At 72.6% G+C, this 14,168-nt stretch carries 14 protein-coding genes; 7 read left to right on the top strand and 7 right to left on the bottom strand.

Features of this window, described 5'->3' with window-relative positions:
- Positions 1–17: 17 nt before the first annotated feature.
- The 3 genes from BLW47_RS23055 to BLW47_RS23045 all read right to left on the bottom strand — a co-directional run bounded on the left by BLW47_RS23055 (position 18) and on the right by BLW47_RS23045 (position 2,426).
- Positions 18–1,217 (bottom strand): DUF1015 family protein, encoded by a 1,200-nt coding sequence (locus tag BLW47_RS23055; protein ID WP_091562187.1) that lies wholly within the window; start codon positions 1,215–1,217, stop codon positions 18–20.
- Between the two features lie 81 nt (positions 1,218–1,298).
- Positions 1,299–1,664: a hypothetical protein gene (locus tag BLW47_RS23050; RefSeq protein WP_139307422.1), complete on the bottom strand. Its 366-nt coding sequence runs from the start codon at positions 1,662–1,664 to the stop codon at positions 1,299–1,301.
- Positions 1,665–1,799: 135 nt separating this feature from the next.
- Complete coding sequence (locus tag BLW47_RS23045; protein WP_091562179.1) at positions 1,800–2,426, bottom strand: mycothiol-dependent nitroreductase Rv2466c family protein; 627 nt, start codon at positions 2,424–2,426, stop codon at positions 1,800–1,802.
- A gap of 198 nt (positions 2,427–2,624) precedes the next feature.
- Here BLW47_RS23045 and pepN point away from each other — a divergent pair, with 198 nt between their 5' ends.
- Positions 2,625–5,174, top strand: a complete 2,550-nt coding sequence (gene pepN, locus BLW47_RS23040) for an aminopeptidase N (protein ID WP_091562315.1) — start codon at positions 2,625–2,627, stop codon at positions 5,172–5,174.
- Positions 5,175–5,332: 158 nt separating this feature from the next.
- On the opposite strand, the gene BLW47_RS23035 is transcribed toward pepN, so the two are convergent.
- Both BLW47_RS23035 and ctaJ read right to left on the bottom strand, forming a co-directional pair.
- The gene (locus BLW47_RS23035) at positions 5,333–5,749 is read right to left on the bottom strand and encodes a DUF5130 family protein (RefSeq protein WP_091562174.1); all 417 of its coding nucleotides are present in this window, start codon (positions 5,747–5,749) and stop codon (positions 5,333–5,335) included.
- On the bottom strand, positions 5,736–6,050 hold the full coding sequence (ctaJ, locus tag BLW47_RS23030) for an aa3-type cytochrome oxidase subunit CtaJ (RefSeq protein WP_091562171.1): 315 nt from the start codon (positions 6,048–6,050) through the stop codon (positions 5,736–5,738). The genes BLW47_RS23035 and ctaJ overlap by 14 nt, the downstream gene beginning before the upstream one ends.
- 329 nt (positions 6,051–6,379) lie before the next feature.
- Here ctaJ and kynU point away from each other — a divergent pair, with 329 nt between their 5' ends.
- From kynU to BLW47_RS23015, 3 genes are all read left to right on the top strand, one after another.
- Entirely contained in the window at positions 6,380–7,636 is a 1,257-nt protein-coding gene (kynU, locus tag BLW47_RS23025) for a kynureninase (protein WP_245736980.1), read from the top strand.
- A gap of 104 nt (positions 7,637–7,740) precedes the next feature.
- Positions 7,741–8,319 (top strand): hypothetical protein, encoded by a 579-nt coding sequence (locus BLW47_RS23020; RefSeq protein WP_091562165.1) that lies wholly within the window; start codon positions 7,741–7,743, stop codon positions 8,317–8,319.
- Between the two features lie 57 nt (positions 8,320–8,376).
- Positions 8,377–9,453, top strand: coding sequence for a class F sortase (locus BLW47_RS23015; protein WP_091562161.1), 1,077 nt, complete (start codon positions 8,377–8,379; stop codon positions 9,451–9,453).
- A gap of 35 nt (positions 9,454–9,488) precedes the next feature.
- Here BLW47_RS23015 and BLW47_RS23010 read toward each other — a convergent pair whose 3' ends face one another.
- Complete coding sequence (locus tag BLW47_RS23010; protein WP_091562157.1) at positions 9,489–10,022, bottom strand: HNH endonuclease; 534 nt, start codon at positions 10,020–10,022, stop codon at positions 9,489–9,491.
- A gap of 289 nt (positions 10,023–10,311) precedes the next feature.
- Between BLW47_RS23010 and BLW47_RS23005 the strand changes: the two genes are divergently transcribed.
- The 3 genes from BLW47_RS23005 (at position 10,312) to BLW47_RS22995 (ending at position 13,552) form a co-directional block, all read left to right on the top strand.
- Positions 10,312–11,361 (top strand): mechanosensitive ion channel family protein, encoded by a 1,050-nt coding sequence (locus BLW47_RS23005; protein ID WP_245736978.1) that lies wholly within the window; start codon positions 10,312–10,314, stop codon positions 11,359–11,361.
- A gap of 249 nt (positions 11,362–11,610) precedes the next feature.
- Positions 11,611–13,074 carry an MFS transporter gene (locus tag BLW47_RS23000; protein WP_139307421.1) on the top strand — a complete coding sequence of 488 codons (1,464 nt, stop codon included), beginning with the start codon at positions 11,611–11,613 and terminating at the stop codon, positions 13,072–13,074.
- A 52-nt stretch (positions 13,075–13,126) separates the two neighbouring features.
- Complete coding sequence (locus BLW47_RS22995) at positions 13,127–13,552, top strand: globin (RefSeq protein WP_091562150.1); 426 nt, start codon at positions 13,127–13,129, stop codon at positions 13,550–13,552.
- A gap of 16 nt (positions 13,553–13,568) precedes the next feature.
- Here the strand turns inward: BLW47_RS22995 and BLW47_RS22990 are convergent, their stop codons facing one another.
- Positions 13,569–14,153: a type III secretion system chaperone family protein gene (locus tag BLW47_RS22990; protein WP_091562145.1), complete on the bottom strand. Its 585-nt coding sequence runs from the start codon at positions 14,151–14,153 to the stop codon at positions 13,569–13,571.
- Positions 14,154–14,168 lie beyond the last annotated feature (15 nt).

Here is a 14,168-nt window from a genome sequence, read left to right as displayed (position 1 = left end):
GCCGGAATGCGGACGCCTCAGCCGAGCTGGGCCAGAACGAGCCCGCCGCGCGCCTTCGGGGTGAACCAGGTGCTCTTGCGCGGCATCTTCTGGCGGGCCAGGTTCACCGCGACGAAGTCGTCGACGGTGACCGGCGCGATCAGGATCGCCAGCTCCGCCCGGCCGGCGTCGACCTCGGCGGCCAGCCAGGACGCCGGGTAGTCCCCACCGACGTAGGTGATCCGCTTGTCGCCGGGGTCTAGTCCGAGCGCGTCGCGCAGCAGCACCCGCTCGACGACCGCGTGGTCGAGGTTCTCCACCACGCTGCCCGGCCCGGCCGGCAGCGTCACCGCGTAGGCCCGGCCCCCGGTGTACAGGTGCACCGTCCCGCCCGTCGCCGGCACGGTCGACGGGCCCGCGAGCGGCTCGACGACGGCGCCCGCCGCCTCCAGCCGGGCGACCAGCTCGGCCGGCGTGGTGGTCAGCTCGCTGACCAGCCGGTTGTAGGGCTGGATCGCGACCGAGTCCGGCGTCGTGATCACCGCGAGGAAGCGCGGCAGCTCGCCGATCTGGGCCGCGAGGCTGCGGTGATTGCCGTCGGCGACCACCAGCTCACCACCGCCGGCGAGCGCGCAGAGCTCGTCCTGGGCGGCGCCCGGCCCGAGCAGCCAGATCGCGTGGGTGCGGCCGGCCTGGTCGATGTCGGTCGCCGCCGGGGCGCCGGCGCCCTCGCACGCCGCGGCCAGCGCCGCGTGCAGCTCCGCGCCGCGCGCGGTCTGCAGCAGCAGTACGGGCGAGAGCAGGTGCCCGACCGCCTCGGCCAGCGCCACCCGCTCCCGGACCTTCTCGATGAAGACGTCCTCGTTGCGGATCACCAGGCCGGGCTCGTCCGCGCTGGTCGAGATCTGGTCCGTGTCGACCAGCCCGAACATCCCGTACGCGGCGGCGTCGCTCGCCGGCTCGGTGATCCGGTAGAGGACGACCACCCGCTCGGCCGGGGTGTAGCTGCCGTCGGCCTTCGCCTCGGCGAGCCGGACCGCCGCGTCCGGCAGGCACTCCAGGAACGACCGGCCGACGCTCGCGGGCGCCCGGTGGGGCATCTCGATGGCGAGCGCGCTGCGCGGGTTCGCCTCGATGATCGCGGTGATCTCCGCGTCGTTGGCGAACTCGTCGTAGTTCTGCGCGCCGGTCTCGCCGGTGGTGATCCAGGCTCGGGTGATCGGGTGGACAACCGTCATGGTCAGTGACGGTACCGTCGCGTCCCGGCACCGGCGTCGGATACCCCGCCGTGTCCACCGGCTGGACAGCCGGGGCCCGGATCAGGCGACCCGGGCGACCCGCCGGTGCCGACCGGGGCGCGCGGGAGCCGGCGCCAGCGGCGGGGCGGGGGCCAGCGTCGGCGGCGCCGGTGCCGGCGCCGGGATCTGCACGTCGCGCACGATGAGCGTCAGCGGATCGGCGCCGGACTCGACGATCGGGGCGAGCGGGCGCTCCTCGGGGCCGAACGGCGCCGCGCCGACCACGACCGGCGTCGCCAGCAGGTCGCCGACGCCGTCCGGAGGGGTCGCCTGGTCCTCCGGCCAGCCGCCGTCGTGCACCGTCCAGTACACCGCGCCGAGGCTGGCGGCGATCGCGTCGCGCAGCACGGGCAGGTCGTCCCAGGACGTGGAGTCGTGTTCAGCCATGATCATCCCTCCGGTGCGACGGGGGCGACGCGGCGGTCGCCGGCTGGACATCCTGCGCAACGACCGTCGCCGGGGCCGGACACGTACACGGTGTGCGACGCGCCGGCACCGTCACACCGGAGGGAGCACGGGTGGTCAGTCGAAGCGCGGGTCCTCGTCGCGCGAGCGCTTCAGCTCGTAGAAGCCGGGCGTACCGGCGACCAGCACCACGCCGTCCCAGAGCCGCCCCGCGGCCTCACCTTTCGGCGCGGGGGTGACCACCGGGCCGAAGAACGCGATCTGCTCGCCGGACCGCGGGCCGGGGGCATGGATGACCGGGGTACCGACGTCGGTGCCGACCGGCTTCATCCCGGCGTTGTGGCTGACCCGCAGCGCGTCGTCGTGGTCGGTCGAGTCGGCGGCCGCGGCCAGCGCCGGATCCAGCCCCGCGTCGGTGAGCGCCGCGGCGTACAGCTCCGGGCCGAGCTCCTGCTTGCCGAGGTGGATGCGGGTGCCCAGCGCCGTGTAGAGGTCACGCAGCACCTGGTTGCCGTACTTCTGCTCGGCCGCGATGCACATCCGCACCGGGCCCCAGCCCTTCTGCATCAGCTCGACGTACTGCTCGGGCAGTTCCCGTCCCTCGTTGAGCACCGACAGACTCATCACGTGGAATCGGATGTCGAGTGGACGCACCTTCTCCACCTCGAGCAGCCACCGCGAGGTGAGCCATGCCCACGGGCAGATCGGGTCGAACCACATGTCCACGGTTTCGCGCTCGGCCACCGCCGGTTCCTTTCGCCATTTCGGTACGTGAACCTGAGTTATACCCCCAGACGATCGCCGCCTACCGGGTGAGCCGGGGTGCCCCCGCCGATCTCCGGTGACATGGAAGACTTGTGCCCGAGAGTCCCTTGATATGGGCTTCCGCGGCGTCGACGGGGACGGCGCGTCGATTCGGATGGAGACACACACGTGGCCGGAGTGCGCAACCTGACGCAGGTCGAGGCGGCGGAGCGAGCCCGCCTGCTCGATGTGACCGGATATGACATCCGCCTGGACCTGTCCACCGGGGGCAGCGCGGCCACCCGGACGTTCCGATCCGTCACCGAGGTCAGCTTCCGTTGCAGCGAGCCGGGCGCGAGCACCTTCATCGAGGTCGCCGCGGAGAGTGTCCGGTCGGCGACCCTCAACGGCGCGCCGGTCGACATCAGCGAGTGGTCGGCGGAGCGCGGGCTCACTCTGACCGGGCTCGCCGCCGAGAACACGCTGGTCGTGGACGGCGACTTCCTCTACTCCAACAGCGGCCAGGGCCTGCACCGCAGCGTCGACCCGGTCGACGGCGAGACCTACCTGTACAGCCAGTTCGAGACGGCCGACGCGCAGCGCGTCTTCGCCGCCTTCGACCAGCCCGACCTCAAGAGCGTCTACACCTGGCACGCCACCGTGCCGGCGCACTGGCGCGTCGTCTCCAACATGCCGGTGGAGCGCGAGGAGACGCACGACGAGGAGACGAAGACCGTCCACTTCGCTCGCTCCGAGCGGATGAGCACCTACATCACCGCGCTCTGCGCGGGGCCGTACCACGAGGTGCGGGACAGCCACGACGGGATCGACCTCGGCGTCTTCTGCCGCGCCTCGATGGCGCAGCACCTCGACGCCGACGACCTCTTCCTGATCACGAAGCAGGGCTTCGACTTCTTCCACGAGCAGTTCGGCGTCCGCTACCCGCTGCCCAAGTACGACCAGCTCTGGGTGCCGGACTTCAACGCCGGCGCGATGGAGAACTTCGGCTGCGTCACCCACGCCGAGTCGCACTACATCTTCCGGTCGCAGGTCACGGACTTCGAGTACGAGCAGCGGGCGAACACGATCCTGCACGAGCTCGCGCACATGTGGTTCGGCGACCTGGTCACGATGCGCTGGTGGAACGACCTGTGGCTGAACGAGTCGTTCGCGGAATGGGCCAGCCACTGGTGCAACACCAACGCGACGCGGTTCAAGGACGCGTGGACGACGTTCCTCTCGGTCCGCAAGAACTGGGGATACCGCCAGGACCAGCTCTCCTCCACCCACCCGGTCTACTGCGAGATGCCGGACCTGGAGGCGGTGGAGGTCAACTTCGACGGCATCACGTACGCCAAGGGCGCCAGCGTGCTCAAGCAGCTCGTCGCGTACGTGGGGATGGACCCGTTCGTGGCGGGGCTGCGCAGCTACTTCGCCAAGCACGCGTGGGGCAACGCCACCTTCGACGACCTGCTGTCGGAGCTGGAGGCGGCGTCCGGGCGCGAGCTGCGCAAGTTCGCGGCGCAGTGGCTGGAGACCGCCCAGGTCAACACGCTGCGTCCCGAGGTGTCGATCGGCGCGGACGGCAGCTACGAGCGGGTGGTGGTCCGCCAGGAGGCGCCTGCGAGCTACCCGACGCTGCGCACCCACCGGATCGGCGTGGGCCTGTACGACCTGGTGGACGGCGCGCTCAAGCGGCGTGACCGCCTCGAAATCGACGTGACCGGCGACGCCACCGAGATCCCGCAGTTGGCCGGGGTGCGCGCCCCGGACGTCCTGCTGCTCAACGACGACGACCTGACCTACGCCAAGCTCCGCCTGGACGAGGGGTCGATGGCGACGGTGGTCCAGCACATCGGCGGCTTCGAGTCGTCGCTGGCCCGGGCGCTGTGCTGGGCGGCGGCCTGGGACATGGTGCGGGACGCGGAGCTGGCCGCGCGGGACTACCTCGCCCTGGTGCTCGCCGGCCTGCCGACCAAGCAGGACATCAACCTGGTGACCGCCACGCTGCGCCAGGCCTCCACCACGCTGGCCTTCTACGCCGATCCCGACTGGGCGCCGACCGGCTGGGCGGAGCTGGCCCGGACCGCCCGGACCGCGATGCAGGCCGCCGAGCCGGGCAGCGGCTTCCAGCTCGCCTGGGCCCGGGCGTACGTCTCGGCGGCGCGCGGCGACGAGGACCTGGCCACGCTGCGGGGCTGGCTCGACGGCGCGGAGGTGCCGAACGGCCTGACCGTCGACACCGAGCTGCGCTGGTCGGTGCTGCAGTCGCTGGTGGCCAAGGGCGCGGCGGACGCGGCGGAGATCGACGCCGAGCTGGCCCGGGACCGGACGGCCAGCGGCGAGCGGGAGGCGGCGCTGGCGCGGGCGCTGGTGCCGACACCGGAGGCGAAGGCGGAGGTCTGGCGGCAGCTCACCGGCGACGAGGCGCTGCCGAACTGGCGGCACCGGTCGCTGTTGCAGGGCTTCCAGCACCCGACCCAGGTGGAGCTGACCGCGCCGTACGCGGGGCGGTTCTTCGCCGAGGTCAGCCGGATCTGGGCGACCCGGGACAGCGAGCCGGCGCAGGAGTTCGTGGTGCTGGGCTACCCGGCGTACCAGGTGAACGACGACACCGTGGTCGCGACCGACGCCTGGCTGGGCCAGGAGGGGCGCCCCGCGGCGCTGCGCCGGCTGGTCGCGGAGGGCAAGGACGGCGTGCTGCGCGCACTGAAGGCCCGGGCGAAGGACGCCGGCTCGGACAGCTGACGGCTGTTGCACGAGGGCCTGTTCACCGTGCGGTGAACAGGCCCTCGTCGTTGCGGAACCAGTCGAACATCAGATCCGCGTAATCAGGAACTTCTGCGCGCGGCGCGCCGGCGACGCGCGGGAGCTGGTCCCTGATCACGCGGGTGGAGCATCGGAGCTCAGGCGCGGCCGGCGTGGGTGGAGAGTTGGTCCAGGCCGCTGATGATGCCGCCGGCCAGGTCGCCGTTCGTGAACGCGGCCACCATGGACAGGGCGGCCAGCTTCGCGTCGCGGTCGGTGATGCGCCGGCGCGCCTCGGCGCCGGTCACGACCTCCAGAACCCGCTGGTTCGGCGAGACCGCGACCAGCACCGCCTTGTCGGCGTCGACGAGCTCGGCGTGCAGCTTCTCGGCGTGCGCGCGCACCGGCTCGTCCAGCGGGCCGACGTAGACGCTGAACCGCAGCCCCGTCGACTCGTCGGCGATCCGCAGCGCCTCGTCGAGGCGGAGCAGCTGCCGGGTCGAGAACGGCCCGTCGAGCACCTCGGGGTGACTGGACGGCCGGTGTTCCTTCTGGCCGATCTCACCAACGGTCACTTGCGCCTCCCGTCACACCGGCCCGCGTACGCGCGGCATCGGTCTCGCCGCCGGCCCGCACCGCGGGCGCGGGAACCCCGCCCGGAAGCACCTTGCGGCCGAGCGTCTCCGGCTGGGCCACCTGCTCCGGCGAGGAGAGGAACCAGACAGGGGTGAAGTCGAACGGGCGGCCGGGCCGGTAGCGCTTGTCGCCGCCGCCGGCGTGACCGCTGCGGCTGGTGAGCATGACCAGGCCGCCGATCACGAGCACGATCAGGACCGGTATGCCCACGAAGTAGAGCAGCGTGTTGGTAACAGACAACCTCAACGCCCCCAGGCGTCAGATAGGGACCAGGGCGTCCGGCGAGGGCGGAAAGGCCGCACCGCCGATCTACCCAGACTCAGACACCCTTCACGGTAGCGGAGGACATGAACCACCTGATCTCGGGGTGGTGTCACACACCTCCGCGAGCTGCGCGACGGGCCGCGGGCGGGTTGACCGGCCGGCCCCGGTGCCTCAGCCTAGCGGCGCGGCACGACCCGCGAGGGCCGAACAGCGCCACCCGGGGGCACCCGGCGCGGATCGCCCGCCGGAGTGGTCGGCGGCGCCGGTCGTACCGGCCGGGACCGGCAGCCGCTACGGTGTCGCGGGTGACCGATCATCTTCTCGTTCGTGCCCGCGGGCTGGACGCCGCCGACCCGCTCGCGGCGTTCCGGGAGCGCTTCGTGATCACCGATCCCGACGTCGTCTACCTGGACGGCAACTCGCTGGGGCGGCTGCCGAAGGCGACCCGTGACCGGCTGCGCGAGGTCGTCGACCGGGAGTGGGGCGCGGAGCTGATCCGCGGCTGGGACCGCTGGATGAGCCTGGCGCGCGAGGTCGGCGACGTGCTCGCCGGCGGGGTGCTGGAGGCGCTCCCCGGCGAGGTGGTGCTCTCCGACTCCACCAGCGTCAACCTCTACAAGCTCGCGGCCGCGGCGTGCGACGCCCGGCCGGGGCGCCGCGTGATCGTCACCGACGACGACAACTTCCCCACCGACCAGTACATCCTGCAGGGGCTGGCGGCGGCCCGCGGGATGGAACTGCGGGTGGTCCGCAGCGATCTCGACGCGGGGGTGTCCGCGCGGGAGGTAATCGCGGCGCTGGACAGCGACGTCGCGCTGGTGTCGCTCTCGCACGTGGCGTACCGCTCGGGCGCGGTGGCGGACCTGCCGGGCATCACCGCGGCGGCGCACGCGGTGGGGGCGCTGGCGTTGTGGGACCTGTGCCACTCCGCCGGCTCGGTCCCGGTGCCGCTGCGGTCCGCCGGCGTCGACCTCGCCGTCGGCTGCACCTACAAGCACCTCAACGGCGGGCCGGGCGCCCCCGCGTTCCTGTACGTGCGCGCGGAGCTGCAGAGCACGCTGCGGCAGCCGATCTGGGGGTGGTTCGGCCAGCGCGGGCAGTTCGACATGGCCGGCGGGTACGACCCGGTGGAGTCGGTGGAACGGTTCCTGGTCGGCACGCCGCCCGTGCTCGGCGGGTACGCGGCGCTGGAGGGGGCGCGGATCACCGCGGAGGCCGGCATCGACGCGATCGCGGCCAAGGGGCGCGCCCTCGGCGCGTACGCCATCGAGCTGTTCGACGCGTGGCTCGCGCCGCACGGCTTCGCCCTCGCCTCGCCGCGCGACGACGCCCGCCGCGGGGCGCACGTGACGCTGCACCATCCGCAGGCGTGGCAGATCAGTCAGGCGCTGCGCGCGGCGAACGTGATTCCCGACTTCCGCACGCCGGACCGGCTGCGCCTCGGATTCGCCCCGCTGTACACGAGCTTCGCCGAGGTGTGCCTCGGATTCGAGCGGCTGCGGGAGATCGTGGAATCTGGTTCTTATAAGGCATTTCCGGCGGAACGCTCAAGGGTCACGTAAATAGCGTTACCGGCTTTTCTGATTTTTATCTTTACCCCTTCCCTCAGTGGGAAAGTGTCTCTGTTGACACACCCACCGGTCCTGTTCCACCGGGGAGGGGAATCATGCGGGGACTCGGATCAACGGGTCGGGCCGCCTTCGCCAGCATCGTGGCCGTTCTACTGACCGGCATGGCGGTGCTGCTCGGCGCCGCCCCGGCCCGCGCACAGGATACGTTCATCCAGGTCACGCCGAACCCGGCGCGCGCCGGCAGCCGGGTCGCCCTGAGCGGCAGTTGCGGCGACGGCAACACCGTCACCGCGACGGCGACCTCCGACGCGTTCGGTCGGGTCGTGCTGATGCCGCGGGACGGCATGGTCACCGGCAACGTCACCGTTCCGTCGAGCAAACGGCCGGGGCGTTACAACGTGCACCTGCAGTGCCAGAACAACCGCACCGCCGACACCACGCTGACCGTCACCAACCTGACGCCCGCCCAGACGCCGGCGCCGACCATGAGTCCGCCGCCGCAGGGCCCGAACACCGGCGGCGGCGGCACGGCCGACGAGGACGGCAGCGATCGCCTCGTCCTGACCGGCGGCCTCACCACGATCGGGGTCGGCATCGCGCTCGGCCTGTTCGCGCTGCTCCGGCGGCGTCCCGAGACCGCGGTGCCGCGCCGGTCGCCCGGGCGGGTGAGGTAAGCGCCGATGGCGGGATCGGAGCCGCCTGAGCGGCCGGCGCCGCCGTGGTGGGCGCGGATGGCGGAGCCCGACCCGCCGGCGCCCGAGCCCGAGCCGGACGACGCCGAGCGCACGACCGACGTCTCCGGGGCGGAGCCCGCGGCCCGGCACTGGCTGGTGGCGGCGGCCAACCAGGCCGCGCTCGCCGGCACCACCGCGCACGTGCCGGCGGCCCCCACCCGGACGTACGGCACCCCGACCGGCCCCGTTCCGCCGGCGGCCCGGCACCGCGCCGTACGCCGGCGGGCCCGCAAGGAACGGGCGCGCCGCGGCCTGCTCGGGCACGCGCTCGGCGCCCGCTCCCCCCGCCACGCCCGGCCGGGACCGACGGGTGGCCGGGAGCGGACCGTGATCTCCGAGGGCGTGACGGCGCGCGGCTGCGCCGCCGTGGTGGCGCGCGCGAGGGCCACCGTGCGGCCCGGCGGCCGCCCGCCCGACGAGCCGCGGCGGCCGGTGGCCACCGCCGTGCCGGCGCGCTTCCGGCGGATCCCGGTCGGCCCGTTCGCGGTGCTGATCGTCCTGGTCGGGGTCTTCGCCACCGGGCTGGGCCTGCAGCACCTCACCGGGTCGAACACCAACTTCCTCAGCGGGGGCTACCGGCAGCCGCCGCGCAAGGTCGCGGCGCTGCAGCCGAGCCAGCCGACCACCATCGCGATCCCGGACCTCGAGCTGCGTGCCCCCGTGCACAGCGTCGGGCTCACCCCGGACGGCGCGATCGAGGTGCCGGCGCTGGAGCGGCACCACGAGGCGGCCTGGTTCAACCAGAGCCCGACCCCGGGCGAGATGGGCCCCTCGGTGATCCTGGGGCACGTGGACAGCCGGGACGGACCCTCTGTCTTCTACAACCTGCGCCGGCTCCAGCCGGGGGCGAGGATCGAGGTCAACCGGCAGGACCGGTCGCGGGCGGTGTTCCGGGTCGAATCGGTGGAACGGTTCAACAAGCGCGCCCTGCCCAACGACCGCGTCTACGGCGACTTCAGCGCGGCCAACCTGCGGCTGATCACCTGCGGTGGGCAGTGGGTCGGCGGGGAGACCGGGTACGCGGACAACGTGATCGTGTTCGCGTCACTGGTCTCCACCGCCCGCGACCGCTGACCGGGTCGCGCGGGCTCCGCCCCACCCGCCGGTGGTCAGGCCGCCTCGACGTCGCGCAGGTCCAACCAGTCCGCCCAGCGCGGATCCGGCGGGCGGTGTCCCAGCACCCGCCAGGCGATGCCCTTGGGCGCGGTCGGGGCCGCGTGCAGCCGCCAGCCGAGCTCGCCCGGGGTCTTGTCGCCCTTACTGTGGTTGCATTTCGCGCAGGCGGCCACGACGTTGTCCCAGGCGTGCCGCCCGCCGCGGCTGCGCGGGAAGACGTGGTCGATCGTCTCGGCCGGGCCGCGGCAGTAGGCGCAGCGCCACCCGTCGCGGGCGAAGATGGCCCGCCGCGAGAGGCCGATGTGGGTGCGGTACGGCACCCGGACGAACCGGGTCAGCCGCACGACCGACGGCACCGGCAGCGAGTGCCGGGCGCTGTGCAGGACGCCGTCGCCGTCGGCTACGCAGACGGCCTTCGCGGAGAGCACGAGAATCGTGGCCCGACGCACTGAAACGACACACAGCGGCTCATACGTTGCGTTGAGCACCAACGAACCGGAGCCCACCGTGGGTCGTATGTCAGGCATCGCGCTCACCCTCTCGGTCGTATCTCGCCCGCTCCTGTCACAGCCTGTGCCGCCCGGCCTGCTTCGCAGACCGCGACCGACGCCGGCACTGCACCGGCGTCCGTCCGCCAATCGTCCCCGATAGATGACCCAATTGCACGTACTATTCCGGGCTCTCCCGGTGAACCTTCCCGACCGACCGGCGACATCGCCCGTTCCGTCCCATTGCGCCGGCGCTCCGGGGTGACGACCTCCCGACGGTGGCGGGGTGGGCGCAGGCGCCACAGGTTCGTGCGGTACGACATTCACCGTGACCCCCGCAGACCTGATCCTCGCCGCCGAGTCGGACCCGTCCTCGTCCCCCAGCCCTAGCTGCCTCGACGACACGCTGTGCAACCTGGTCTGGGACTGGACCAGGTCGTCGTGGTTCGCGGAGAGCAGCTTCTGGGTGCTGATCAAGCCGCTGCGGATCATCATGATCCTGCTGATCGCGATGCTGGCGCGGTACCTGCTCAATCGCACGATCGCCCGGCTGGTCCGCACCACCTCCCAGACCTCGGTGCCGACCATCCTCAGGCCGCTGCGCGAGCGCATCCCCACGGCGCCGACGACCGATCCGGCCGCGATCTACCCCGAGCGGCGCCGGCAGCGGGCCGAGGCGATCGGGTCGGTGCTGCGCAGCCTGGTCACCGCGTTCGTCTTCTCGATCGCGGCGCTGATGATCCTCAAGGAGCTCGGCTTCGACCTGGCGCCGCTGCTGGCCAGCGCCGGCATCGCCGGCGTCGCGCTCGGCTTCGGCGCGCAGAGCCTGGTGAAGGACCTGCTCGCCGGGCTCTTCATGCTGCTGGAGGACCAGTACGGCGTGGGTGACACCGTCGACCTCGGCGAGGCGACCGGTGTCGTGGAGGCGGTCGGGCTGCGGATCACGACCGTGCGCGACGGTCGCGGGGTGCTCTGGTACATCCGCAACGGCGAGATCGTCCGGGTCGGGAACAAGAGCCAGGGCTGGGCGATGGTGATCGTCGACGTGCCGATCGGCTTCGCGAGCACCGAGGAGGCCACGCGGGTGATGCGGGAGGCCGCCGAGCGCGTCGCGGAGGACCCGGAGCTGGCGTCGGAGTTCGTGGAGCATCCCGAGGTGCTGGGCGTCGAGCAGCTCACGGTCGACGGCGCGGTGATCCGTACGGTCGCGAAGACCACCGCCGAGGGGCAGTTCGCGATCAGTCGCGCCCTGCGTCGGCGGCTTGTCGAGGCGCTGGAGAACTCCGGGATCGCGGGCCGGATCGCCGCTGCCCGGGTGTTCCCCCGGCCCGCCGCGCCGCCGGACCAGGGCGGAACCGGCCAGGGCGGCGCGACCTGAGCCGGCGGGTGCGCCGGAACGAGAAGTCGATGATCGACGATGCGCGGGTCGCGCGCCGCATGGACGGTCAGGTATCGTCCGTTCGTTCAGTCGGAGATGCGATTGACCGTCCGTTCGCACTAGCCAGGTGTCAGACGATCGGGCAGAATCCGGGAAACAGAATCTCGGAGAGTAACTGCGATATTGCTCATCCGCACGTCTGACAACGTTCGCCGGCAGCCCCGACACCGAGGTGAGCGGCCGAGAACGATGGAGGCACCGGTGTCCGACGAGGCACAACCGGCCGCACGGCCCGCCACCTTCCGCGAGGTGTTCGGGCAGCGTGAGTTCCGGGCCCTGTTCAACGCGGCCGTGCTGTCGTGGATCGGTGACTACATGGCCAAGGCCGCGGTCACCGTGATGGTCTACCAGGAGACCGAGTCGGTCGGGATGTCGGCGGCCGCGTTCGCGGTCAGCTACCTGCCGTGGCTGGTCGGCGGGCCGCTGCTCGCCACGGTCGCGGAGCGCAGCTCGTACCGGCGCGTGATGATCGCCTGCGATCTCGTCCGGATGGTGCTGATCGCCCTGGTCGCCGTGCCCGGCCTGCCGGTCTGGGTCATGCTCTTGCTGCTCTTCGCCACCACGCTGGCCAACCCCCCGAGCCAGGCGGCGAAGTCCGCGCTGATGCCGATCATCCTTACCGGCGACCGGCTCGTGGTCGGTCTCTCGGTCAACACCAGTGCCGGGCAGGCGGCGCAGGTCGCCGGATACGTGGCCGGGGCCGGCGTCGCGGCGGTCAGTCCCCGCCTCGCGCTCTTCATCGACGCCGCGACCTTCGCGGTCTCCGCGGCGATCATCCGGTTCGGCGTGCGGGAGCGGCCACCGGCGATGGCCCGCGAGCACCGCACCCACCTGCTGCGGGAGACCGGCGAGGGCTTCCGGTTCGTCTTCGGCACGCCGGTGCTGCGCGCCACCGCGGTGCTGGTCTTCACCGCGATGCTCTTCGCGATCGTGCCCGAGGGGCTGGCGGCGGCGTGGGCGGCGGAGCACGCCGGCGACGAGGCCGAGCGGGGGCTCGCCCAGGCGTTGATCATGGCAGCGAGCCCGGTCGGCTTCATCCTGGGCGGCCTGATCATCGGGCGGACGGTCCGACCGGACGTACGTCGGACGCTGATCCGCCCGTTCGCGGTGCTCGCGCCGCTCGCGCTCGTCCCCGCGCTGCTCGATCCGCCGCCCGCGGTGGTCGCCGCGCTGGCCGCGATCTGCGGCTTCGCGGTCGCCGGGCTGATGCCCGTCGCCAACGGCCTGTTCGTGCAGGCCCTGCCGCACGGCTACCGGGCCCGCGCGTTCGGGGTGATGGCCACCGGCACACAGGTGATGCAGGGCGCGGCCGTGCTCGCCACCGGGCTGCTGGCCGACCGCTTCTCCATCCCCACCGTGGTCGGGGTCTGGAGCGTGGCCGGGGTGCTGACCATGCTGGTGACGGCGGCCCAGTGGCCCAGCGCCGAGCGCTTCAACGCCGCCATCGCGGAGGCGAGCCGCCGCGGCGCACCGTCCGTGCCGTCCCAGCCGACGCCGGGGGCCACCGCTGCGGGCACCGCCGCCGCCACGACGAACTCGGGCGCCACGACCGACCCGGCCGCCACCGCGGCCCCGTCGGCGCCGGCCGGCGCCGCCACCCCCGACTCGCCCGCGCACCGGTCCGCGCCGCCGGCCGGCCTCAACGCGCTGTGAGCCACGCCCCACACGTTCCCGGCCGCCTCGCGGCGGCTGGCAGGATGGAATCGTGAATTCTGCAGGCGAGCAGGCGGAGACCGGACGGCCGGACGGGGCTACCCCGGCGACCTTCTTCGAGGCGGTCGGCGGCGAGCCGACCTTCCGACGGTTGGTCGAGGTGTTCTACTCCGGGATCTCGGACGATCCGCTGTTGCGGCCGATGTACCCCGAGGCCGACCTCGGCCCCGCGACCGAGCGGATGACGCTCTTCCTCATGCAGTACTGGGGCGGACCGAACACGTACTCCGCGCAGCGCGGTCACCCGCGGCTGCGCATGCGACACGCGCCGTTCCGGATCGGCGTGGCCGAACGCGACGCGTGGCTGCGCCACATGCGGCACGCGGTCGACAGCCTCGGGCTGCCGGCGGACCAGCACGCGATGCTCTGGGACTACCTGGAGCGGGCCGCGCACTTCATGGTGAACGCCCCGGAGTGATGGCGCCGACGGCGGCTCAGAGCAGCGCGCCCTCGTCGTGCAGCCAGTCGACGAACGTGGTCGCCACCGCGGCGCCGCAGTCGAGCATCTCGACGAGGAGCGCGTCGTGCGCGCCCGCGCCGAGCGGCACCTGCAGCTCCGCGTAGATGGGCAACTGCCCCCGCTCGGTGGGGTCACCGACGTACGCCTTGCAGAACCGGCGGGTATGGTTCCACTCGTTGACCACGCGGTAGGCCCGGTCGGCCCAGTCCGGGGGAACTGTCGAGTGTGGACGGGCGCGTACGACGAGGATCTCGTCGTCCGGGCCCTCCAGCGTGAACAGCACCGCGTGGCGCTCCCACATCGCCAGCAGGCTGCCGTCGCCGTCGGCCAGGTAACGGATGTCGAGCAGGTCGAGCGCCTCGCCGACCCGGCTCAACGTGACCGGCGCGGCCGGCGCGGAGACCGTGTCCATCGTGGATATGTCGCCGGACGGGCAGGGCTTCTCCGGCTCTCGCGGCGTCGGCACTCCGAGCCGGACGCTGCCGCCCCCGGCCATCGCCTTTCGAGATTCCGGCTCAACGCCACCGGCGTGACCGGGGCGCCACGACCACCACGGCATCCTCGCGCACCTCGC

Origin of the sequence: Micromonospora pattaloongensis (assembly GCF_900107255.1) — a bacterium.
Lineage (GTDB): Bacteria > Actinomycetota > Actinomycetes > Mycobacteriales > Micromonosporaceae > Micromonospora_I > Micromonospora_I pattaloongensis.
This window is presented reverse-complemented; position numbering and strand designations above follow the sequence as displayed.

Bases quoted from the DNA above. Each gene is read 5' to 3' on its own strand.
- BLW47_RS23020 (WP_091562165.1), top strand. From the start codon at position 7,741: ATGCGGGGACTCGGATCAACGGGTCGGGCCGCCTTCGCCAGCATCGTG.
- BLW47_RS23050 (WP_139307422.1), bottom strand. From the start codon at position 1,664: ATGGCTGAACACGACTCCACGTCCTGGGACGACCTGCCCGTGCTGCGC.
- BLW47_RS23000 (WP_139307421.1), top strand. From the start codon at position 11,611: ATGGAGGCACCGGTGTCCGACGAGGCACAACCGGCCGCACGGCCCGCC.
- BLW47_RS22990 (WP_091562145.1), bottom strand. From the start codon at position 14,153: ATGCCGTGGTGGTCGTGGCGCCCCGGTCACGCCGGTGGCGTTGAGCCG.
- BLW47_RS23055 (WP_091562187.1), bottom strand. From the start codon at position 1,217: ATGACGGTTGTCCACCCGATCACCCGAGCCTGGATCACCACCGGCGAG.
- BLW47_RS23015 (WP_091562161.1), top strand. From the start codon at position 8,377: ATGGCGGAGCCCGACCCGCCGGCGCCCGAGCCCGAGCCGGACGACGCC.
- BLW47_RS23010 (WP_091562157.1), bottom strand. From the start codon at position 10,022: ATGCCTGACATACGACCCACGGTGGGCTCCGGTTCGTTGGTGCTCAAC.